The 22,896-nt window shown below is 63.1% G+C and carries 15 protein-coding genes; 8 read left to right on the top strand and 7 right to left on the bottom strand.

Annotation, left to right across the window (positions count from 1 at the left end; genetic code table 11):
- Nucleotides 1-964: 964 nt before the first annotated feature.
- From HHL22_RS00770 to HHL22_RS00785, 4 genes are all read left to right on the top strand, one after another.
- Nucleotides 965-3,544 (top strand): PIG-L family deacetylase, encoded by a 2,580-nt coding sequence (locus HHL22_RS00770; protein ID WP_169529072.1) that lies wholly within the window; start codon nucleotides 965-967, stop codon nucleotides 3,542-3,544.
- Between the two features lie 9 nt (nucleotides 3,545-3,553).
- Complete coding sequence (locus HHL22_RS00775; protein ID WP_169529073.1) at nucleotides 3,554-4,213, top strand: phosphatase PAP2 family protein; 660 nt, start codon at nucleotides 3,554-3,556, stop codon at nucleotides 4,211-4,213.
- A gap of 198 nt (nucleotides 4,214-4,411) precedes the next feature.
- A complete protein-coding gene (locus tag HHL22_RS00780) occupies nucleotides 4,412-5,791 on the top strand; it encodes an aspartate kinase (protein ID WP_169529074.1) in 1,380 nt (459 codons plus the stop codon).
- A gap of 161 nt (nucleotides 5,792-5,952) precedes the next feature.
- Nucleotides 5,953-7,929 (top strand): CocE/NonD family hydrolase, encoded by a 1,977-nt coding sequence (locus HHL22_RS00785; RefSeq protein ID WP_169529075.1) that lies wholly within the window; start codon nucleotides 5,953-5,955, stop codon nucleotides 7,927-7,929.
- A gap of 135 nt (nucleotides 7,930-8,064) precedes the next feature.
- Here the strand turns inward: HHL22_RS00785 and HHL22_RS00790 are convergent, their stop codons facing one another.
- Both HHL22_RS00790 and serS read right to left on the bottom strand, forming a co-directional pair.
- On the bottom strand, nucleotides 8,065-8,949 hold the full coding sequence (locus HHL22_RS00790; RefSeq protein ID WP_169529076.1) for a DUF2911 domain-containing protein: 885 nt from the start codon (nucleotides 8,947-8,949) through the stop codon (nucleotides 8,065-8,067).
- A 116-nt stretch (nucleotides 8,950-9,065) separates the two neighbouring features.
- Complete coding sequence (gene serS, locus HHL22_RS00795; protein ID WP_169529077.1) at nucleotides 9,066-10,343, bottom strand: serine--tRNA ligase; 1,278 nt, start codon at nucleotides 10,341-10,343, stop codon at nucleotides 9,066-9,068.
- 472 nt (nucleotides 10,344-10,815) lie between these two features.
- On the opposite strand from serS, the gene rho reads away from it, so the two are divergent.
- From rho to HHL22_RS00810, 3 genes are all read left to right on the top strand, one after another.
- Nucleotides 10,816-13,188 (top strand): transcription termination factor Rho, encoded by a 2,373-nt coding sequence (gene rho, locus HHL22_RS00800; protein ID WP_169529078.1) that lies wholly within the window; start codon nucleotides 10,816-10,818, stop codon nucleotides 13,186-13,188.
- Between the two features lie 100 nt (nucleotides 13,189-13,288).
- The gene (locus HHL22_RS00805) at nucleotides 13,289-13,798 is read left to right on the top strand and encodes a hypothetical protein (RefSeq protein ID WP_169529079.1); all 510 of its coding nucleotides are present in this window, start codon (nucleotides 13,289-13,291) and stop codon (nucleotides 13,796-13,798) included.
- Nucleotides 13,799-13,874: 76 nt separating this feature from the next.
- Nucleotides 13,875-15,029: a lysophospholipid acyltransferase family protein gene (locus tag HHL22_RS00810; protein ID WP_169529080.1), complete on the top strand. Its 1,155-nt coding sequence runs from the start codon at nucleotides 13,875-13,877 to the stop codon at nucleotides 15,027-15,029.
- A gap of 149 nt (nucleotides 15,030-15,178) precedes the next feature.
- Here HHL22_RS00810 and HHL22_RS00815 read toward each other — a convergent pair whose 3' ends face one another.
- Together HHL22_RS00815 and HHL22_RS00820 are read right to left on the bottom strand one after the other, a co-directional pair.
- Nucleotides 15,179-16,162 (bottom strand): pyruvate dehydrogenase complex E1 component subunit beta, encoded by a 984-nt coding sequence (locus tag HHL22_RS00815; RefSeq protein ID WP_169529081.1) that lies wholly within the window; start codon nucleotides 16,160-16,162, stop codon nucleotides 15,179-15,181.
- Between the two features lie 195 nt (nucleotides 16,163-16,357).
- Entirely contained in the window at nucleotides 16,358-18,190 is a 1,833-nt protein-coding gene (locus HHL22_RS00820) for a hypothetical protein (RefSeq protein ID WP_169529082.1), read from the bottom strand.
- A 126-nt stretch (nucleotides 18,191-18,316) separates the two neighbouring features.
- Here HHL22_RS00820 and HHL22_RS00825 point away from each other — a divergent pair, with 126 nt between their 5' ends.
- The gene (locus HHL22_RS00825) at nucleotides 18,317-18,535 is read left to right on the top strand and encodes a PspC domain-containing protein (protein WP_169529083.1); all 219 of its coding nucleotides are present in this window, start codon (nucleotides 18,317-18,319) and stop codon (nucleotides 18,533-18,535) included.
- A 45-nt stretch (nucleotides 18,536-18,580) separates the two neighbouring features.
- On the opposite strand, the gene HHL22_RS00830 is transcribed toward HHL22_RS00825, so the two are convergent.
- The 3 genes from HHL22_RS00830 to HHL22_RS00840 form a co-directional block, all read right to left on the bottom strand.
- Nucleotides 18,581-19,633 carry a glycosyltransferase family 2 protein gene (locus tag HHL22_RS00830; RefSeq protein ID WP_195809209.1) on the bottom strand — a complete coding sequence of 351 codons (1,053 nt, stop codon included), beginning with the start codon at nucleotides 19,631-19,633 and terminating at the stop codon, nucleotides 18,581-18,583.
- Between the two features lie 88 nt (nucleotides 19,634-19,721).
- Nucleotides 19,722-20,057 carry a YbaB/EbfC family nucleoid-associated protein gene (locus HHL22_RS00835; protein ID WP_169529084.1) on the bottom strand — a complete coding sequence of 112 codons (336 nt, stop codon included), beginning with the start codon at nucleotides 20,055-20,057 and terminating at the stop codon, nucleotides 19,722-19,724.
- 913 nt (nucleotides 20,058-20,970) lie between these two features.
- Nucleotides 20,971-22,728 (bottom strand): transaldolase, encoded by a 1,758-nt coding sequence (locus tag HHL22_RS00840; protein ID WP_169529085.1) that lies wholly within the window; start codon nucleotides 22,726-22,728, stop codon nucleotides 20,971-20,973.
- Nucleotides 22,729-22,896 lie beyond the last annotated feature (168 nt).

Below are 22,896 nucleotides of genomic sequence, written 5' to 3' on the forward strand. Positions count from 1 at the left end.
TATGCCTTGTCGGCCAGGGAATAGCGGAATCTGAGCCAGTAGAAGCGGCAGTTGACATATAAAAGACGTTTTTTTCGTGGTACTTAAGCAATTTTGAACTGCACTAAGGCACTGTTTGCCCGCTTTAGTGCTGCCTGGTAATGCCTGCCGACCCGTCTCCCCACATCCCGCCGCCACCCCGAGCTGCCGCGGGTAGCTGCGCGCGGTGTGCCGTGCGCCACTACTGCGCCGTATACGCGCCGCACACCGTGGCTCCCCCTATCAACTGCCCGTTTGGGCCCGGCCTGGGCAGTGCCGCTTCCGAGCGTAAGTAAGCGCACGGCCTTGCTTGGGCGGGTAGCTTATAGACTACGTAATCCGCTTAAAATTATATTTTATACGATAGATTAACAGGGCGATAAAAGTAGGTAGCAACTACTTGAAAAGGCGTTAATTGTGGGTGAAAGCCTCTATGAGGCCCTAGGACCTGCGAAGAACTCACGGTGGCCAGCTGCTTAGTAAATAACCGAGCTTAGAGGTATTGTGCAAACGGACCCCGCTAGCGTGCCATGGCTTTTGCGGCCGTTTTAGACCTTGGGAGAGAAACGGGTACGGTTGATGGCCCAGTTGTTCGGCTTGGTCGCCCGCGAGGGTAAGCTCGATGGGGAGCCGCCGGACCTTTGCGTTGCGCAGGCGGCCTGCTGGCGGTACTTGCCGCTGGGTATTTGCCGCCCGCGCTACCCCTGGCATGACACCCACTACTTTTTCCTCGCTTTCGTGCCAGCGCCCTCCCGAGGTGCCTGCCGCGGGCTGCCTTCGCTGCTGGGCCGCTGGCTACTGCGCCGCCTACGCGCCAGCCAGCGCAGTGCAGCCGCCCCCCACCTGTCCCCTGCTGATGCAGCCACTGCCAGTGCCCTCGCGGCAGCGGCGCTGCGGGGGCTAGCCGCCGGCCGGTAACTTCGGCCGCCGAACTGGTTTGTATGCTATGACCCGCTTTTTCTGCGCCTCCTTGCGCCTGGTGCTCGCTCTGGTACTTGTTAATTGCTCATTGATAATTGCGCAGGCACAGGCGCCCAAAACCTACTCTTCGTCCGAGATTTTGCAGGGCTTGAAAAAGCTCGACACCTTAGGGTCGGTGATGTACATCGCCGCCCACCCCGACGACGAGAACACCCGCCTGCTGGCCTACCTGGCCAACGAGCGCCACCTCGAAACCAGCTACCTCAGCCTCACCAGGGGCGACGGCGGCCAGGACCTCATCGGCCCCGAGCTGCGCGAGCAGCTGGGCGTCATCCGCACCCAGGAGCTGCTGGCGGCCCGCCGCATCGACGGGGCCAAGCAGTTCTTCACCCGCGCCAACGACTTCGGCTTCAGCAAAACCTCGCAGGAGGCGCTCAGCGTCTGGGACCACCAGCAGGTGCTCTCTGACGCGGTGTGGATTATCCGCCAGCAGCGGCCCGACGTGCTCATCACCCGCTTCCCGCCCGACCCTAGGGCCGGCCACGGCCACCACCAGGCCAGCGCCATTATCGCCGCCGAGGCCTTCGACGCGGCCGGCGACCCCAAGCGCTTCCCCGAGCAGCTTAAGTACGTGCAGGTGTGGCAGCCCAAGCGCCTGTACTGGAACACCGGCAGCTTCTTCGTGAAGCCCGGCGAGAACATGGACGGCTACCTCAAGCTCGACGCGGGCGGATACAACCCGCTGCTTGGCCAGAGCTACGGCGAAATCGCGGCCCACTCACGCTCGCAGCACCGCAGCCAGGGCTTCGGCGCCGCCGCCCAGCGCGGCGAGGCCATCGAGTACTTCCAGTTCGTGAAAGGTACGCCCGCCAAAACCGATTTATTTGAAGGCATCGACCAAACCTGGAACCGCGTGCCCGGCGGCGCAGCCATTGGGAAAATGGTGGAGGACGTGATTCGGAAATATGATGCGAGTAACCCCAGCGCTAGCGTGGCGGGGCTGGAAAAGGTTTTTCAGGGACTCGCTTCGTTGATGACGGTGGATAAAGACCACTTTTGGATTCAAAAAAAGTTGCAGGAAGAATCCGTTCTGATGCAGGCCTGCGCAGGTGTTTATGCGGAGGCAACCGTTAGCGAGCCAGCGCTAGCCAGTGGCGGTGAAGCCCTTGTTACTTATGATATAATCAATCGGTCGGGTCTGCCCATCAGGTTAGAGCAGGTTAGGCTCAGCAGGGCTCACTTTAAGGGAGATGCTACCACTATTACGCTCGACGATGAAGCACCCGACTCCAAGCAAGCCATTACACTAGGCGCGGGCAAGCACGCAACTGGTACGCTTCCACTCAAGGGATTTACTAATGCCCTTATTTCGCAGCCTTATTGGCTGCGCGAACCAGGCTCAGTGGGCATGTATAAGCTTTCAGAGCCTGAGTCAGACTATCTGCGCGGTCAGCCTGAAAATGACCCTGTTGCCACTGCTACTTTTCGCTATGCAGTGGGGGAGAAACGGTTCAAATCAATCACCGTCCCCGTCCAGTACAAGCACACCGACCCGGTGCTGGGTGAGCTGTACGAGCCGCTGGTGGTGGTACCGCCGGTGCTGGTGAACATTCCCGCCGCCCAGGCCTACGTCTTTGCCGACCAGCAGGCTAAGCCCGTGCCCGTGACCTTGCGGGCAGGCGCGGCCGGCGTGAGCGGCAGCCTGGCGCTGCAAGTGCCCGCCGGCTGGCAGGCCGAGCCGGCCGCGGCGCCGTTCAGCTTCAAGAGCAAGGACGAGGAGCAGACCGTCACCTTTATGCTGCGGCCCCTAGGGGGCGCGGCCGAGGGTAAGAGCGAGCTACGCGCCGTGGCCACCGTGGGCGGGCAGTCCTACAGCCGGGGTATCCAAACCATCAAGTACCCGCACATTCCGACCCAAACGCTGTTTCCGGAGGCTAGCGCGCCGCTAGTACGCCTGCGCGTGGCGCGGGGCCACACCCAAACCATCGGCTACCTAATGGGCGCCGGCGACCAGGTGCCCGAGGCCCTGCGCCAGCTCGGCTACGCCGTGACCCTGCTCAACCCCGCCACCGACCTCACGCCCGAGCGCCTCGCCCGCTACGACGCCGTGGTGCTGGGCGTGCGCGCCTACAACACCGTGGAGCAGCTCAAAACCCAGCAGCCCGCCCTGCTGCGTTACGTCGAAAACGGCGGCACCCTACTGGTGCAGTACGTGGTGAACCGCGGCACGGTGCTGCCCGAAATCGGCCCCTACCCGCTCACGCTCTCCAACAACCGTATCACCGTCGAGAACACGCCCGTCACCTTCCTCAAGCCGTCGGTGCCGCTGCTGAGCGCGCCCAACCAGCTCACGCCCGCCGACTTTGCCACCGGCTGGGTGCAGGAGCAGGGCCTGTACTACCCCTCGGCCTGGGACGCGCACTACCAGCCCGTCATTGCCAGCCACGACCCCGGCGAGGCCGAGCAGCAAAGTGCCATCCTGGTGGCGCCCTACGGCAAGGGGCGCTACATCTACACCGGCCTTGCGCTGTTCCGGCAGCTGCCGGCTGGCGTGCCGGGCGCCTACCGCGTGCTGGCCAATTTGGTTGAGTCGAACGGGAAGTAGCGCGAGCAGATGCAACCCGCGCCCACCCTACGCCCCACGCAGGCACCGTGGCAGTGGCGCCCGCTGCTGGCTTTCACGGCGCTCACGGCCCTAGGGTGTCTGGTGCTCGCGCAATGGCTGGATAAGCCGGTGGCGCTGTGGCTGCACTATCATGCAGCCGGGGCAGTGCCGTTTTTTGAGTGGATAACGAATACGGCCGATGCGGCCCTACAAGCAACCTTCGTGGGCGGGCGGCCAACGCTATTTATCGGCCTAGGCTTGGCCTACGTGCTGGGCCGCTGGGTGCTGCGGCAACGCTGGGCCACGGTGTTTCTGCTGGTTTTGCTTACGCACCTGAGCAGCGTGGTAAGCGCGAGTATGCTGCAAGTGGCCGTGCACCGGCCCCGGCCGGCGGTGCTGTTTACGCCGGCGGCTGGGGTTTCCTTTTCGTTTCCCTCGCTGCACACGGCTACTTACTGGAGCCTGTTTTGGCCGCTGGCGCTGGCGTTTCCGCGCTGGCGGGGGCCGCTGCTGCTGGTGCCGGTGCTCATTGCCCTGGGGCGGCTGGTGCTGGGCGCGCACTACCCGAGCGATGTGTGGGCGGCCATCTGGCTGGTGGTGGCCTGGGCGGCGCTGTGGCAGTGGCTGCTGCGCTTAGGGGGCCTCGGGCTACGCAGGCTGCGGGGCTAGCCGGCCCGGCTCGTGCGTCTGCCTCAGCGCCTTTTCATCCGCTTGACTTTTAACTTGCGAGCCGTTTGCCCAAAAAGGCAGGCGGCTTGTTTTGTATTCTTAGCTAGCTATTATCGCTCCGCTGTCCGCGCTGCCTAGGCTCCCCCTCTCCCCAAGGAGAGGGGGCCGGGGAGTAAGGTTCACCGGAACCACCTTCACATGCTCACAGTAGAAAAAATCGGCGGCACGTCCATGACCGCCTTCCAGGATGTTCTGCAAAACATCATCTTCCACGGCGCCGGCCCCTACAACCGCATTCTGGTGGTGTCGGCCTACTCCAACGTCACCAACTGGCTGCTCGAAAATAAGAAGACCGGCGCGCCCGGCGTCTACCACCATATCACCCAGCACCAGGAGTTTCACCAGGCGCTGGAAGACGTGCTGGGCAAGCTCAAGGCCCTAAATCAGCACTACGTGCCCCTGGGGCTCGACCTGGCCGCCGCCGACGCCTTCCTCGACCACCGCATCGCCCTGGCCCGCACCTACCTCGACTCGCTGGTGAGCGTGCTGGCCTCGGGCTACGTCAACGGCGCCAGCATCCTGCAGGCCGCCCGCGAAATCCTGGCCTCGATAGGGGAGGCACACTCGGCCTTCAACTCGGTTAATATCTTGCAAAACAAGGGCGTACATGCCACGCTGGTAGACCTCAGCGGCTTCGACGACCCTAGGGCCCTCACCATCGACGAGCGCATCCGGCAGGCGTTTGCCGGCATCGACTTTGCCAGCACCATCTGCATCGCCACCGGCTACACCAAGGGCACCGAGGGCATTATGCGCGAGTTCGACCGCGGCTACTCCGAGGTGACCTTCAGCAAGATAGCCGTGGCGGTGCAGCCCCAGGAAGCCATCATCCACAAGGAGTACCACCTCTGCTCGGCCGACCCCAACCTGGTGGGCCTCGGCAATTGCCACCCGGTGGGCTTCACCAACTACGACGTGGCCGACCAGCTGGCCGACGTGGGCATGGAGGCCATTCACCCCAAGGCCTCCAAGCCGCTCGAAATCAACGCCATCGACCTGCGCATCAAGAATACCTTCGAGCCCGAGCACCCCGGCACGCTCATCACCCGCGACTACGTGTCGCCCGAGCAGCGCGTGGAAGTCATCACCGGCACCGAGAAAGTCAGCATCATCGACATCTACGACCCGCTGATGGTGGGCGCCGCCGGCTTCGACCTGCACCTGATGCAGGCGTTCAGCGACCTCGGGGTGAGCTATATCTTCAAGGCCACCAGCGCCAACAGCATCTCGCTGGTAATCTGGCAGAAAGACCTGAAGCCCGGCTTGGTGGAAGCCCTGGAGGCGAAGTACGAGAAAGTGACCGTGGAAGACGCCGCCCTGGTTTGCCTCATCGGCTCCAACATGGACCGGGTGGGACTGCTGGGCCGCGCCGCCGGGGCCCTGGCCGAGGCGAACATCAGCATCAAAAGCGCCGGCTTCGCGCTACGCAAGGTCAACATCCAGTTCGTCATCAGCCGCGAGGACTACGAGGCGGCCATCATCGCCCTCAACCGCTGCTTCGAGCCCGCGGCGGCCTAGGGCCAAGCTAGAATTGTCAAAAAGAACGTCATGCTGAGCCCCGCGAAGCATCTCTGCCGCGCCTTTTGAGTCGTTCGATAGAGATGCTTCGCGGGGCTCAGCATGACGTTCTGTGTTTTATACTTATTCGTTGTTCTTTTGCGCTTAAACCAGTCCTGCCCATGAAACACCTTTTCCCTGTCGCCTTTTTACTCACGCTGGGCCTAGGCGCCGCCCGCGCCCAAACCATCGCCCTGCCGCCCGCCACCCAGTCCGTGACCGATGCGGAGAATACGGCCAAAGTGCTGGCCGATACGCTCTACATCCAGCAGCACTATACCAAGACGGAATACCAGGTGCCGATGCGCGACGGGGTGAAGCTCTACACCATCGTGTACGCGCCCAAGGATGCCGACCAGGTGCGCTACCCCATCCTGTTGAACCGCACGCCCTACTCGGTGGGGCCCTACGGCAAGAAGTATAAATACGCCCTAGGCCCCAGCAGCCTGATGATGCGCGAAGGTTACATCTTTGCCTACCAAGACGTTCGGGGGCGCTATATGTCGGAGGGCGAGTTTCTGGATATGCGCCCCGAGCTGGAGAAGCACGCCAGCAAGAAGGACACCGACGAGGGCACCGACACCTACGACACCATCGAGTGGCTGCTCAAGCACGGGCCCAAGAGCAACGGCCGCGTGGGGCAGTGGGGCATTAGCTACCCTGGCTTCTACACCTCCACCGGCCTGCTCAGCCGCCACCCGGCCCTGAAAGCCTCGTCGCCCCAGGCGCCGATTGCCGACTGGTTCTGGGACGATTTTCACCATAATGGCGCGTTTTTCCTGCCCCACGCCTTCAATTTTCTCTACAGCTTCGGGCAGGCGCGGCCCCAGCCCACGCCCACCGGCAACCCCGGCATCAAGCACGGCACCCCCGATGGCTACGACTTTTTTCTGCGCTTAGGGCCCCTCAAGAACGCTAACGACCAGTATTACAAAGGCAAGGTGGCGTTCTGGAACCAGCTCATGGAGCACCCCAACTACGACGCCTTCTGGCAGGCCCGCAACCTGCGCCCCCACCTGCATGACCTGAAAACCGCCGTGCTCACCGTGGGCGGCTTCAACGACGCCGAGGACCTATTTGGCGCGCTGCGCACCTATGAAACTATCGAACAGAAAAACAAGGGCCTCCCCAACCGCCTCGTGATGGGCCCCTGGGTGCACGGCGGCTGGGCCCGCGGCACCGGCGAGATGGTGGGCAACGTCAACTACGGTCCTGCGCCCTCGGTGTGGTACCAGCAAAATGTGGAGGCGCCCTTTTTCCGTTCCTACCTCAAAGACGCCAAGCCTGGCGAGGCGGCCGCCAAGCTGCCCGAAGCCATTGTGTTTGAGGGCGGTACCAACCAGTGGCGCGGCTTCGAGGCCTGGCCGCCCAAGCAGGCGCAGGACAAAACGCTCTACTTCCGCCAGGCGGGTGGCCTGAGCTTCCAGGCACCCACCAGCGGCGACAACGAGCGCCGCCGGCCCGACGTCAACTTCGAGTACGACCAGTTTATCAGCGACCCGGCCCACCCCGTGCCCTTCACCGAAGCCACCGCCACCGGCATGACCCGCGAGTACATGACCGACGACCAGCGCTTCGCCAGCCGCCGCCCCGACGTGCTCACCTACCAAACCGAGCCCCTGGAGGAGGACCTGACCCTGGCCGGCCCCATCCAGGCCAAGCTGCAAGTGGCCACCACCGGCACCGACGCCGACTGGGTCGTGAAAATCATCGACGTGTATCCCGATGATACGCCCGACAACCCCCGCACCGCGCCCGGCGTGCACCTAGGGGGCTACCAGCAAATGGTGCGCTCCGAAGTGATGCGGGGCCGCTTCCGCGACAGCTTCTCCGAGCCCAAACCCTTCGTGGCCAACGAGGTAACCACCGTGCCCTTCGTGGTGCAAGACCTGATGCATACCTTCAAGAAGGGCCACCGCCTCATGGTGCAGGTCCAAAGCACCTGGTTCCCGCTCGTTGACCGCAACCCCCAGACCTACGTGCCCAATATCTACCAGGCCGACGCCAGCGACTTCAAAGCCGAAACGCACAAGCTCTACCACAACCCCGCCCACGCCTCGCAACTGGTGCTGAAAGTGCTGCCGACCACCGCGCAGTAAGCGGGGAGATGCAAAAAAAGAACGTCATGCTGAGCTTGCCGAAGCATCTCTACCGAAAAACCCCTGGGGCGCGGTAGAGATGCTTCGGCAAGCTCAGCAGGACGTTCTTTTATTTGAATAGAACCTCCCTAGGGCCTACTTGCCACCTTTTTTGGCTTCGGCAACCAGCTCCTCGTTCATTTTGGCATACTCAGTATTGGGCGGCAGCGATTCCATCGCCAGCTTTTTCGACTTCTCGGCGGCGGCAATGGCGCCCTTGTAGTCCTTCATTTTCAGGCGGATTTTGGCTTCCGTGTTCACGTTCCAGAACTTGGGCTGGGTGGCGTTGGCTTTCTGAATCCAGGTCAGGGCCTGCTTCAGGTCCTTGTTGTTGTCGTAGTAGTACACGGCAGCCGTGGCCAGGTCCTGCGGATTGGGATTGGGGTTTTTCGCCACCTTGTCGTCAATCTGGGCCATTACTTTGCCATCCACATCGCTGATTATCTTGAACATGACGCCGGTGTTGCCCCACAGCAGGTCCAGCATGGCGGTGGCGGGCGTCAGGTCAGCAAAGCTGATGGTGAAGGTTTCGACCTTGCTGGCCAGCTTGTAGGGCTTCACCATGAAGCGCACCACGTCGTCTTCATCCTTAAAGCCATCCACGTCAGCCCCTTGCTTGAGGCTTTTATTTAGTACTACCGTCCACTCGCTCGCGCCCGGCACGGTGTACAGCCCGTACTCGCCGGCCGGCACTTTTTTGCCCTCAATCGTCACATCGTCCGCAAACTTGATGCTGGTGGTGGCATTGGCGCCCGTGCGCCAGCGCTTGCCGTAGGGTGCCAGCGGCGTAGCGGCACCAAATACGTCGCGGTTTTTTAGCGAGGGCCGGCTGTAGGTGACGGTGACATCGGTGAGGCCCACGCGCTGCATAACAGTGGCTTTGGGGCTCGGCTGGGGCGTAGCAATCTGCGCCTGGGCAGCAATGGGGGCTAGGGCAGCGGCCAGCGCCACGGCCACGATGGGCGGCACAAGGTTCTTCATAAAAGAAAAAATAAAAGGAGAAAAGCGCAATTGCGGACATAAAAGTAGCAAAGCCCGCCGGCTAGGGCGGGCTTTGCTAGTGCTGGCAGCAGGAGCGTGTGGCAGGAGTGCAGTCCTTAGTTGGTAATGAGCCCGAAGCCGCAGTAGCTGTGCAGCACCGCCGGCAGGCGAATGCCTTCGGCCGACTGGTTGTTTTCGAGCAGCGCGGCCACGATGCGCGGCAGCGCCAGCGCCGAGCCGTTGAGCGTGTGCAGCAGCTGGGTTTTGCCGCCTTCGGCCCGGTAGCGGCACTTGAGGCGGTTGGCCTGGAACGTTTCAAAATTGGACACCGACGATACTTCCAGCCAGCGGCCCTGCGCGGCGCTCCACACCTCAAAGTCGTAAGTCAGGGCCGAAGTAAAGCCCATGTCGCCGCCGCAGAGGCGCAGAATGCGGTAGGGCAGCTCCAGCTGCTGCAGTAGGTGCTCCACGTGGGCCTGCATCTGCTCCAGGGCCGCGTAGGAGTTTTCGGGCTGGGTGATTTGCACAATCTCCACCTTGTCGAATTGGTGCAGGCGGTTGAGGCCGCGCACGTCGGCGCCCCACGAGCCAGCTTCGCGCCGGAAGCAGGGCGTGTAGCCCGCGTTCTTGATGGGCAGCTTGTCGAGGGCAATTATCTCGTCGCGGTACAGGTTGGTGATGGGCACCTCGGCCGTCGGAATCAGGTACAGGTTGTCCTGCGCGTCGTGGTACATCTGGCCCTCCTTGTCGGGCAGCTGGCCGGTGCCGTAGCCGCTGGCCTCGTTCACCAGCACCGGCGGCTGCACCTCGTAGTAGCCCGCGTCGCGCGCCTGGTCGAGGAAGAAGTTGATGAGCGCCCGCTGCAGGCGCGCGCCCTGGCCCTTATACACCGGGAAGCCCGCGCCGGTAATTTTGTTACCCAGCTCAAAATCAATAATATCGTACTGCTTTATCAGCTCCCAGTGCGGCTGCGCGTCGGGCCCTAGGGTGGGCTTGGTGCCGCCCTCGCGCACTACCTCGTTGTCCTGGGCCGAGCGGCCGGCCGGCACGCTCTCGTGCGGAATATTCGGGATTTTATACAGCAGCTCATTTTGCTGCTGCTCCACGGCCGCCAGCTCGTCGGCGTGGGTCTTAATGGTGGCCTTTAGCTCGGCGGTGCGGGCTTTCAGGGCGTCGGCCTCGGCGCGCTGGCCGCTTTTCATCAGGCCCCCAATCTGGCGGGCCAACTCGTTGGCTTCGGCCTGGGCCTGGTCGTGGGCGGTTTGCAGGGCGCGGCGGCGCTGGTCGAGGTCGAGCACGGCTTGCACGTCGGCTTCGGCCGTTTTGAAATGGCGCTTGGCCAGCCCGGCCAGTACGCGCGCGGTTTGCTCTTTGAGAACGGAAAGTTGCAGCATAACGGCCGCAAAGGTAGAAGCCGGGCGCGGCGCGGCGCACATAGCTGGCCTTTTTAGCGCCGCCCGGGCCCTAGGGCTCCGCCTGCCGGGCAACCTGCGGGGCGCCCCGCCGTACTGCCCAAACGGCCAATGGCTTGCCTAGGCAGGAGCGGCAGTATTTCACGAAGCGCAGGGAATTGATTATTGCCCGCAATGCGTTAATATTGCAGCAGCAAGCCGGCCCACGGGGCCGGCGGGGCCAGCCTACCGGGCCGGCCCGCTACGGGGCCAGCCCGACCAATCTGCTGATTGGCGCAATTGCCGGCCACCACGCCTACACCACTTCCCACTTCTTGATTATTGCCCGCCGCTTTGCTGGTTGTGTGGCGCTTTAGCGCCTCGTGCTGTTGACTGCCAGCGCTTGGCCGAGCTGGCTGAGCCGGCGCTGCCCCTGGTTGGGCGGCCCCTTTCTGAGTTTCCCCTATCCCATTTTATGTATACCCTCACCGAGCTGAAGGAGCGCCTGCTGTCTGACCTAAAGGAAATAGCCGAGCGGCTGCAAGTTGGCAACTTCAAGCGCCTGAGCAAGCAGGAGCTGATTTACAAGATTCTGGACCAGCAGGCCCTGCTGCCCACCGACCAAGTACCCGCTAAGAAGCCAGCCGCCGAGGGTGCCAACGCGCCCGCTGCTAAAGCCCCCGCCGAAACCGCCCCCAGTGGCCGGGCCGTTGGGCGCCCCCGCCGCAGCGCGGCCCCCGCCGCCCCCGAAGCCGAGTTGCCTTTCTCAGAAGTGAGCCCGGCCCCAACTAGCAGCCGCGCTGGCCGCGGCGCTCGCCCGGTGGCCACTGCCGAAGCTGCCCCGGTGGCGCCGGCCGCTGCCGAGCCCGCCGCTGAAGCAGCGTCGGAAACGGCGGTCGAAACGCCTCAGCCCACCCGCTACGAAGTGGTAGAGGCCGATGAGCAGGCCTTGGGCAGCGTGCCCGTGGCCCAGGAGGAAGCCACCACCCCGCCCACCGAAACCAACCCTACCGCCGAAACTCACTCCGACGCCGCTAGTGCCCCGCTGCGCCGCGAGCGCCGCGAGCGGGTAGACCGCGCCGGCCGCCCCATTCAGCGCCGCGACGCCCAGCCCAGTGCCGCTGCCGAGCAGCCTGCCGAAACAACTCCTACGGCGGCCGAAGCAGCAGCCGAGGTAGCCACGCCCTCGGAAGTGTCGTTTGAAAGCTCGGTGGCCGAGCGCCCGCGCTACGAGCGCGACAACCGCGACAGCACCAGCCGCGACGCCAATGGCCGCGAGTACCGCGACAATCGGGATAACCGCGACAACCGCGACAACAACCAGCGCCGTAATGACCAGCCGCGCAACGAGTACCGCGACAACCGCAGCGAGCGGCCCGATGGCAATGGCCAGCCCCGCTACAACGGCGGCAATGGCACCGGCGCCCCTAGCCTCGCCACCGGCGAAAATGGTCAGCCGCGCTTTGCCGGCAACGCTAGCGGCGGCGCCGATGGCGGCCAGCGTGCCAACGGCTACGGCGCTACCGACCAACCCCGCCTCAGCCGCGAGGAGCGCTACGCCCAGCGCGAAGCCCAGCGCCAGCAGCGCCGCGAAGAGCGCCAACGCACGGAGGGCCAAGGTGGTGAGCAAGCCAGTGGCAACCAGCCGGCCGCCAATGGCCAGGCCGACGGTGGGCAGCGCCAGCCACAATCCCAGCCGCAGCAGCAGCGCCCCCAGCGGGCTCCCGAGCTGGATTTGACCGTGCCCGGCTCGGGCACGCTGGAGCTGATGCCCGACGGCGGCTACGGCTTCCTGCGCTCGCCCTACTACAACTACCTCGCCTCGCCCGATGACATTTACGTGTCGCCGCAGCAGGTACGCCAGTTTGGCCTCAAGGCCGGCGATACGGTGAGCTGCACCATGCGCCCGCCCCGCGAAAACGAGAAGTACTTCGCCTTGGTGAACGTGGACGGCATCAACGGCCGCACCGTGGAAGAGGTGCGCGACCGGGTGCCCTTCGCCCACCTCACCCCGCTCTTTGCCGACGAAAAGCTGAAGCTGAGCACCAAGCCCACGCAGGTGAGCACCCGCGTGCTTGACCTGTTCGCGCCCATCGGCAAGGGCCAGCGCGGCCTGATTGTAGCGCAGCCGAAGACGGGCAAAACCATTCTGCTGCAAGAGGTTGCCAACGCCATTTCGGAAAACCACCCCGAAGTGTACCTCATCATCCTGCTGATTGACGAGCGCCCCGAGGAAGTAACCGACATGGCCCGCTCAGTGAAGGCCGAGGTGCTATCGTCGACCTTCGATGAAACGGCCGACCGCCACGTGAAAATCGCCGAGCTAGCCCTCGACAAGGCCCGCCGCCTGGTAGAGTGCGGCCACGACGTGGTGATTCTGCTCGACTCCATCACCCGCTTGGCCCGCGCCTACAACACGGTGCAGCCTAGCAGCTCGCGCATCCTCTCGGGCGGTATCGATGCCGGGGCGCTGCAAAAGCCAAAGCGCTTCTTTGGCGCTGCCCGCAACATCGAAGGGCCTGGCTCACTGACGATTATCGCCACGGCGTTGATTGAAACCGGCTCGAAGATGGATGAGGTTATCTTCGAGGAATTTAAAGGCACCGGCAACATGGAGCTGCAGCTCGACCGCAAGCTGGCCAACAAGCGCGTGTTTCCGGCCATCGACATCCCGGCCTCGGGCACGCGCCGCGAAGACCTGCTGCTGGGCCGCGACGAGCTGAGCCGCGTGTGGGTGCTGCGCAAGTTTATGACCGACATGAGCGCCACCGAAGCTATGGAGTTCCTGAAAGACCGCATGAAGGGCACTAAGGACAACGAGGAGTTCTTGCTAGCCATGAACGGCTAAATAGCCCTAGGGCATCCTGAGCAGATAAATAGCGGCTTTGCTGGTTTCTGGCAGAGCCGCTATTTTTATGCCCTTGCGCCCCCGCCGGCATCCGCTAAGTATGACTGTTCTCTATAAACGAGCTTACGTGCTGGCGGCCTTGCTGGGGGCCAGCCAACTGGCCGCGGGCCAAAGCGCCCCGCCCCCACACGCTGGCCCAGCCGGCTCCGATGCCTGGATGGACAGCGTGCGCCGCCTGCCGCTGCCAGCGCAAGTGGCGGCCGTGCGGGCGCGGGTACTCGCCGACACGGTGCTGCGCCACCCGCCGCAGTACGTGTGCCTCACGCTTTTGTCGGCCAGCCAGCGCGAGGCCTACTACCAGGCCGAGCGGCCGCGGGCCCTGGCCGAACAAGCCCGTCCGGCGGGGGCTCTGCTCCTGTATGTGGTAGACGGCTACCCGCTGGCCGACAACTACCCGGCGCACACGGCTGCGTTTTTGCGCCAGTTGGCCGCCCAGCCCATCGCGCACATCGCCTACCTGAAAAGCGGTGCCCAGGCCACTGCCCTCTACGGCACGCGCGGCGCCAACGGCGTGGTGCTGCTCACCAGCGCGCGCGCCGCGCCGCGCTAGCCTTTGCGTGCCCAGCAGGCCCTAGGGCCTGGGCGGCGCGGGTTGGTCGGGCCCCTGCTTCCTAACTTGCCGGGCCATGCCCACCCTTGTGCCCGAGTCGCCGCCGCCCGCCATTCGGGCCAACCAGCACATTTACGACGACTACTTTCGGCCCGACTTCACTACTACGCTCGATAACAACCTGTTGCAGCTGCTCGACCGGGTGTGGTTTCGGTCGCGGCTGGTGGGGTTTGAGGATTTTCCGGCGCGCAACTACCCCGCGCGGCCCCTCATTTTCGCTTCCAACCACTCGGGCATGGCCTTCCCCTGGGATGCCATTGTGGCGCTGGCCCACCTCTGGCGCGTGCTGCCCCGGCGCGACATGCCTAGGCCCCTTTCGGCTCCACTGCTGTCGAAAACCACGCTCATGAATCCTTACCTCATCCCGGATTTTTGGCTGCGGGTGGGCAGCGTGCAAGCCACTACGCTCAACTTCGAAACCATGATGTACCAGCAGGATTACAACCTAATGGTGTATCCCGAGGGAGTGCCGGGCATTGGCAAGGGCTTCAACCACAAGTACGAGCTGCAGCGCCTGGCCACCAGCATGGTGCGCATGAGTGTGGAGCATGATACTGACATCGTGCCTTTTTACACCGTCAACGCCGAGTATTTCAACCCGTTTGCCTACAGTTTCGGGTGGGTGAACCGGGCATTCAAGAAAATCGGGATTCCCTTTCTGCCCCTCACGCCGCTGCTGCTGCTGGTGCTGCTGCAGCCTTGGGCTTTCTACCTGGCGCTGCCGGCCCAGCCCACCTTCGTGATGGGCACCCGCATTCGGGTGCGCGACCTGGCCCCCAGGCCCGCTGCCGAGCTAACCCGCGCCGACTACCAGGCCCTGAGCGAGCAGGTGCGCCAGCGCATGCAAACCGAGCTAACGGCCGCCGTGGCTACCCACGGCCGGCACCCGTACCGCTGGCGCGAGCTGTGGCAGCGCATGAAGGAAAACCGGCGCTACTTCCCCTTCTTCCTGCCCTTCGCCTGGCCCGTGGCCTTTGCCGAGTTCGAGCGGCGCTACGTGCGCTGCGGCGAGCGCAACTTCCACCTGCCCCTCGACCAGCCCGGTGCCTTCTGGAAGTATATCTGGCGCAACCCGCTTACCCTGGCCTATTTCGTGCCGCTACTGGGCTGGATTCCGCTGGCCCTCAAGGGCTACCACCGCCATAAGCTGGGGCGGCGCAGCCAGCCCTAGGGCTGGCGCCGAATGCATAACGCAAAAAGAACGTCATTCCGAGCCTGCGAGGAATCTCGTTCGCGCCGTTAGAATTAGTAACCTAACGGCGCAGGCGAGATTCCTCGCAGGCTCGGAATGACGTTCTTTCTATTTCTACTAATCCGGGCCTAGGCGGCCGAATAGGTCACTTCCTGCACCGCCTTCACCACGCGGGCCACGTTGGGCAGCGAGGCCTCGATGAGGGTGGGAGCGTAGGGCAGGGGCACGTCGGCGCAGGTGATGCGGATAACCGGCGCGTCGAGGTAGTCGAAGGCGCGGCGCTGCACGATGTAAGCCAGCTCGCCCGAGATGCTGGCCAGCGGCCAGGCTTCCTCTACCACCACCATGCGGTTGGTTTTCTTCACCGAGACAATGAGCGTGTCGTAGTCGATGGGCCGCACCGAGCGTAGGTCAATCACTTCGGCCTCAATACCTTGCTTAGCCAGCTCATCGGCGGCGGCATAGGCAATCTTCATCATCTTGCCGAAGCTCACCAAGGTCACGTCCTTGCCGGCGCGGCCGATATTGGCCTTGCCAATTTCGAGGATGTACTCTTCTTCGGGTACCTCGCCCTTGTCGCCGTACATCAGCTCTGACTCCATAAAAATCACCGGGTCGGGGTCGCGGATGGAGGCTTTGAGCAGGCCCTTGGCGTCGTAGGGGTTCGAAGGCACCACCACTTTCAGGCCGGGTGTGTTGGCAAACCAGTTCTCGAAGTTTTGCGAGTGCTGGCTGCTGAGCATGCCGGCGTTGCCGGTAGGCCCGCGAAACACGATGGGGCACGAGTACTGCCCGCCCGACATCGAGTAGAGCTTAGCCGCCGAGTTAATCACTTGGTCGATAGCGACTAGCGAGAAGTTAAAGGTCATGAACTCGATGATGGGCTTGAGGCCGTTGGCGGCCGCGCCCACCCCGATGCCGGCAAAGCCCAGCTCGGCAATGGGCGTGTCAATCACGCGCTCCGGCCCAAACTCGTCGAGCATCCCCTGGCTTACCTTGTAGGCGCCGTTGTACTCGGCCACTTCCTCGCCCATCAGAAACACCGATGGGTCGCGGCGCATTTCTTCGTTCATGGCCTCACGCAGGGCCTCGCGGAATTGAATGGTACGCATCAGCTAAAATAAATGATGGGGTAAAGTTAAGGAATGATACTAGGTGTTGGCTGCCCGGTTACACAAAATAGGCGGTCATGCTGAGCCCCGCGAAGCATCTCTACCGCGCCGCCTGGGGTATTTCTAGCGGCGCGGTAGAGATGCTTCGCGGGGCTCAGCATGACGTTCTTTTACGTGGTTCTCCTGCATAGTTCTCTACTTCTTCAGCGCCTCCCGAAACGCGGCGCCCTGCACGTAGCTGGCAAACTCCAAGTCCTCGGTGGCCTGGGTGGCTAGGTTAGGGTCGAGCAGTACGGCTTGGTGCAGCTCGCGGGCCATGACGGCCTCGTCGTGGCGGCGGGCGGCGGCCACGGCCAGGCCGTAGTGGGGCGCGGCGGCCCTAGTGCGCAGGTCGAGGGCCAGCTGGTACTGGGCAGCGGCCGCATCGTAGCCGCCCTGCTGCTGCAGCAGCAAACCCTGGTTGAGGTAGTTCTGGTAGCTGGGGCCGGCCAGGCGCAAGCTGGTCAGGGCCTGCTCGGGCTGGCCGATGATGATTTCCAGCGCCGCCTTGTCAGAGAAAATTTTCTGTAGCAGCGCCCTAGGGCCGCCTAGCTTAATGGCGTAGTCGTAGTCGCTGAGGGCCTCCAGATTTTCCTGGGCGCGCTGGTGGGCGGCGGCGGCGCGGTAAAATAGCTCGGCGGTGGGGTGGCGGTGGGCGGCCAGGGTAAAGTTGATGGCCGCCCGGTGGTAATAGCTGCGGGCCACGCGCTCGGTGGGCTCCTTTTCGCCCCGCAACTGCAATACCATCCCTAGGTTGTAAAATGATTGCCAGCTGGCCGTGTTGGCCGCCGACAGCTCGTAGATGCGCTGCTTCTCGGCCAGCAGCGGCGTGAGCTGGGCCGAGTAGCGTAGCTCCTCGGGCGTGAGGGCTTCCACGTCGGCTTCTTTTTCTAGGATTTTTTTGCTCAGGATGTACACCTCCGAGTTGTAGCGCGGCGGCGCGGTGTAGGTCACGGCCACCGTGCCCCAGCGCAGCACCGGGTAGATGTAGTCCTCCAGGTAGTCGAAATACGTGAGCTTGTGCAGCGCCTTTTCCTTTTTGGCAAACGAGCCAGGTGTGTTGTTGATGATACTCACCACCGAGTCCTGCTGCGCGGGCTTGAGGGCCGAGTGCTGCACCTGGTTCAGAAACAGCTCCCAGCTGCGGCGGTAAGCCAGGGTATCAAACTTAATATCCTCTACTTTATTGAGGTACGAAAAGCCCTTGATTCGCTGCTTGTAGTAGTAGAGCAGCATCTTGACGCGCTTGCTGGCCAGCGCCGGTTGGTGCGCATCGATGGAGTCGGGCGAATGGCCAGCGGCAATCAGTACGCGCTGGGTGCGCTGGTTGGCGTCAATCAGGTCTTCGAGCGCCGCGATGTTGGTGCCCAGGTGCGAGCGGATAAACCACTGGCCCTGGTCGAAATACAGCGGCAGCACGCGGGTGCCGCTGCGCACGTTGCTCACCGTTTCGGGCAGCAGGGCCAGGGCGGTATCTTCTATTACTACCCGGCGGCCAGGGTCGGCAATGCCGCGGGCCACCAGGGTTTCGGTGGTCGCTTTCAGTACCTTGCCACCGGGTTTCAGCTCGCGCACCTGGCCGCGCGCCAGCAGCTGGCCCGGCGAGCGCTGGGGCGTGTTGGGCAGGCTAAAGCGGCGCGTGCTCACCAGGCGGCCCTTCACCGAGTCGTCGTAGGTGTACTCGCTCTGGGCAAAGGAGAGGCGGCCTACCGTGTCGAGGCGCAGGTCGTGGTCGTAGCGGTAAGTGAGCACCACCTCGTACACCACGCCTTTGTGCAGGTGCTGGGCCGAGGCTTTGGCCGTAGCCTCAAAGGGCACGGCGGCTCCCACGGCCGTGAGGGGGCTGGGGCGGGCCACCACGCGGCGGCCGTTTTCGGCAGCCTGCAACACGCGCGGCAGGGGCGAGCAAGCCGCCAGCAGCCCCAGTAGTAGCCCTAGGGCCCCGAGCTTACAGCTTGATACTAAACGCAAAAGGATGGAAGAATTCAAAGCAGAAAAAAAAGCAGGCAGCAACCCCGCCCCGCGCCTTAACGTAGGGAAGCGCCGGGGGTTGGCTGCGCGCTAGCTTGTATATTAGTGCGGCAAAGTTGCACCACCCCGCCTAAACCTACCGCTATGAAGCGCCTTACCGACTATATCGAAGAGCAGTCGTTTGGGCTGTGCTCGGCGCTGGCCCAGCGCTGGGGCTTCAGCAAGCGAAGCGTACGGCTCTCCTTCGTCTACGCCTCGTTTTTCACGTTCGGCTCGCCCATCGTGCTGTACTTCGCCGGCGTGTTTTGGATGAACATTCGCCGGGCCATGCGCGAGCAGCGCAGCACCGTGTGGGACCTGTAAGCAATTGCTAGCGAGCAAGTAACCGCCGCCTATCTGGGAAGAGCCTCAGTTGGTTTTTCCTGCGGCTGATGGGTAAGCAGTGATTGACAAGTCAGCAAATCGTTTTTTACCCTGCCCGAAATACGCCCACACCACGCTGCCCGCGTAGGTGCCTGCTCGCTCGCTCAGCAGCAGGCGGGGGGCGGCCAGCTTGCGCCGCCGCCGCCAGTAGCCTAGGCGCAGAAAAAAGGCGGCGTGCGCCCGCCCCACGGCCCGCGCCTCGGGCCAGTTGCCGGCCGCCAGCAGGCGCAGGCCCGCCACCCAGTCGAGCAGCAGGCGCAGAATGAGGCTGGGGGCCAACTCGCCGGGGGCCGTATTCTTGAAAAGTAGCGCCAGGCCGTTGCGAAAATTGAGGTAGGTTTTGCGCGGGTTGCTTTTGGGCAAGGTGCCGCCTCCTACGTGCTCTACCACGCTGGCGCCGCCCGCATACCACACTTCGTAGCCCGCATTCTGGGCGCGCCAGCAGAAGTCAATTTCTTCCATGTGGGCAAAGAAAGCGGGCTCGAAGCCCCCTAGGGCTCGCCAGGCGCTGGCCCGCACCAAGCAGCAGGCGCCGCTGGCCCAGGCCACCGGGCGCGGGTCGTCGTACTGTCCTCGGTCGGTTTCGAGGGTATCAAAGAGCCGGCCGCGGCAAAAAGGGTAAGCCAGCGCGTCGAGGTAGCCGCCGCCGGCCCCAGCATACTCTAGCAGCGTGGGGTTGGCGTGGGCCAGAATCTTGGGTTGCGCGGCCGCCGCCCTGGGGTGCTGGGCCAGCAGCTGGCGCAGTGGCGGCAGCCACCCCGGCCGCACTGCCACGTCGGAGTTGAGCAGCACGTAGAAATCGTAATTGAGCCGCGCCAGCGCTTGGTTGTAGCCCTCGCAAAACCCCAGATTCTCAGTGAACGCCAGCACCTGCACCGCCGGAAACTCGCGCTGCAACACCTCCCGCGAATCGTCGGTTGAGGCATTGTCGGCCACCACTACCTGCGCCCCATCGGCGTGGGCCAGCACCCCCGGTAAGAACTGCCTTAGGAAGTGTGCCCCGTTGTAGTTAAGGATGACAATAGCTGTGTCTTGCAAGGAGTTATACGTTATGGGTTAAAAGTTATGGGTTGCCAGCTACGGCCATGAGAAAACTCATAACTCATAACTTTTGACTCATAACTCCCTACAGCATCCCGTTCAAATCCAGCCCCGGCAGATTGGGGAGCAGTCCGCTGGTTTGGCGCTGTATTTCCTGGCGGGCCTGCTCGGCGGCGGCATCTAGCGCCTTGTTGACGGCGGCTACTACCAGGTCGGGCAGCATCTCGCGGTCCTCGGGCGTCAGCAGCGAGGGGTCAATGTCGAGCTTCACCAAGTGGCGATGGCCGTCGGCGGTAGCTTTTACGAGGCCTCCTCCGGCCTCGCCCGTGGCGGTGAGGTGCCCGAGTTGGGATTGGGCCTGCTGCATCTTGTCTTGCAGCTCCTTCACCTTGCCCATCATGCCCATCATGTCGAATGCCATACTAAATAATGCTTAAATGCGCTGGAAACGCGGTTTTTAAAGTTGGTTTGTTACGGGCCTTATCACGGCCTAGGGCTTGAGAATGAACAGCCTGCCAATCGTCGCCGACCTGGATAAATACCAAAGTCAGCCTGCTGCTTGAGGGAGTTAGGAAGTCTGATTGGCAATTGGTTATTGCACGCCAGCCATCTGCTACTAACGAGCTGCTTGGCACCCTTGCCACGGCGGCGAGGAAGTGGGGGCGCGTTTTAACAGGGCAAATGGTTGAATTAGTGCCGGAGCGTTAGCGGCAGTGGGGGAATAGTGAGCAGACTGCAAATGTAGCCGCGCGGATGGACCGCCTTGGCCAGAAGCTGGTTGAAAACGACTTGCTGGCGCAAGGCCATCGTATTCCGGCCGTATGCTTGGTAAGCCAAGCTGGTACGCCTTTTAAAGCAGTTTCAGCGTCAGTGGCCAGTAGGGACGGGGCTTGTCCCCGCCCGTCGTTGCACGACCATCGTAGAGCTGGCGCGACCGGCGGCGAGGGCAAGCCCCGCCCCTGCATCCACTGGCTATGAATTCGCTGTAAAAGTGGTCTTCAAGTTGCTGTATCCCAGCCTTAAGCGGGAGCCAGCCAGCTTGGGCGAGAGGCCAACCAATGCGCTAAGCTGCTACTGCTGCTAAACGCGCCAGCAGCGCATGTCCCTTGCGTAGAAACCGGCCCTAGGGGAGAGCTGCGCAAGAATCCACCGCAGCCAGGGCCGCTGCCAATAAAGCCCGATTGCTGATACGTGCAAAAAACGTTATAGTACCAAAGAGAGGTGGCAATTGAGCTATGTAGCAAACGGGCTGCGCAACCGGCCCCCGCACCAGCGAGGTAGCCTGGCTGCGCAGCCCGACACCTATAGAAAGCTACGAAAAAGATTGGGCTTGGCTAAGCGCCCTGCTCGGTTTGCGCCAGCGCGGTTTTGAGCGCCGCCAGTACAGTTTGCAAGCCCGCTTCGGGGTTGGCGCCCAATTGGATATGCAGCGCGCGGCGGCCGTACTTAAGCAGGGTTTCGAAGTCGCCCTGGGCCTGGGCGTTCTCGAAGGTGCCGAAGGTGTAGGGGCGGCCGGGCAGGGGCAGGTCCTGGGGGTGGTCGGCGGTAAACTGCACGAACAGGCCGGTATTGGGACCGCCCTTGTGGTACTGCCCGGTAGAGTGCAAAAAGCGCGGGCCGTAGCCCGAGGTGGTGGCGATGCGCAAGGCATCCTGCACCTGCCGCTTGAAATCGGCCAGCTGCGCGCTCACCTTATCGGTTTCGTGCAGGTAAGCTTGCAAGTCGAGGTAGTCGCCCACGCGGGCCTGGCCGAAGAAGGCACGCAGCACCCCGGCAGCATCGGGCGCAAAGCCGTTTTTGCCAGTCACGTCGCCATAGTAGCGCACGCCCTCCTGGCTAGCGGCGGGTTGGCCGGCGTCGGGGGCGTGGCCCTGCTCGGTCACGGCCTTCATCACGCGGTCGGTAGCCAGCTTGCTTTCCTGCACGTTGGGCTGGTCGAAGGGGTTGATTTGCAGCATGATGCCCGCCACGGCCACGGCAATTTCCCAGCGGTAGAACTCGCGGCCTAGGTCCATCGGCTCCTTCAGGCGGATGATGATAACCGGATGGCCGGCCTGCTCCAGCGCCTGCAGCTTGCCTAGACTGTCGTTGTCCGTAAAATCGTCGTAGCCCACGTACACGAACACGCGGTCGGCGCCGTACTCGTCGGGGCGGCCTAGGGGCTCGCCGGCCACCGGCAAAATGCCCTTGCCGTGCTTGCCGGTGCTTTCGGCCAGCAGCTGCTCCAGCCACAGCCCCAGGCTGCTCAGCGTATCGGGGGTGATGAGCGTGAGCTTGTCACGGCCCTGGGTGGCCAGGTAGCCGATGGCCGCGCCCAGGTGCAGGCCGGGGTTGCCGGCCACGGGGCCGTCGGCGCCGCAGTCCTTCATCATGCCCTCGGCGCCGTGCAGCAGCGCCGTGATATTGACGCCGTAGCAGGCGGCCGGCACCAGCCCGAAGTAGGTGAGGGCCGAAAAGCGCCCGCCCACCTCCGGGAAGTTCAGGAAGATGTGGCGGTAGCCCTCCTTGGTGGCTTGGTCCACAAACTTGGAGCCGGGGTCGGTAATGGCCACGAAGTTCTCGCCGGCCGCGTCGCCCTTCAGCTGCTTCACCTTGTCGTAGAAGTAGTCGCCGAAAGCAATGGGCTCGGCCGTGGTGCCCGACTTGCTAGCCACGATAAACAGGGTGTGGCGCAGGGGCAGCTCGTTTTCCAGCTCGGCCACGGTGCCAGGGTCGGTGGTGTCGAGGATGGAGAGCGGCAAGTCGCCCTCGCCCCAGTGAAAGCAGTTCTTGAACACGATGGGCGCCATCGTGCTGCCGCCCATGCCCATCACCACCACGTGCTGAAAACCCGCCTGCTTTACCTCGTGCACAAATTGGGTAATCTCGCTGGTGCGCCCCAGCATCACCCTAGGGGTGTCGAGCCAGCCCATAAAGCTGCGGATGCTCTGCTGGGCCTCCGCGTCCTGCACCCACAGGGTGGCGTCTTTCTGCCAAAAGCGGGTCGTGAAATCGTGCTGGTTGAGGTCCGCGATTTTCTGGTCGATGGCCGCCTGGTACTGCCCCAGGTGGTAGGTGGCGTGGAAGGCGGGGTTTGGTTCGTAAGAAGCCATTGCGAGGGTGTTGGTTGGAAAAATGGAACGCCTAACGAGTTAGACTCCGAAGCTAAAAAAAATGTTTGCCTTAAAATTTGCCCTTAGCCCTTATAAGAGAACGTCATGCTGAGCGCAGCCGAAGCATCTCTACCACGCCTCCCAGCGGTTGTTCGGTAGAGATGCTTC

Source organism: Hymenobacter polaris (assembly GCF_012927305.1).
GTDB classification, from domain to species: Bacteria; Bacteroidota; Bacteroidia; order Cytophagales; family Hymenobacteraceae; genus Hymenobacter; species Hymenobacter polaris.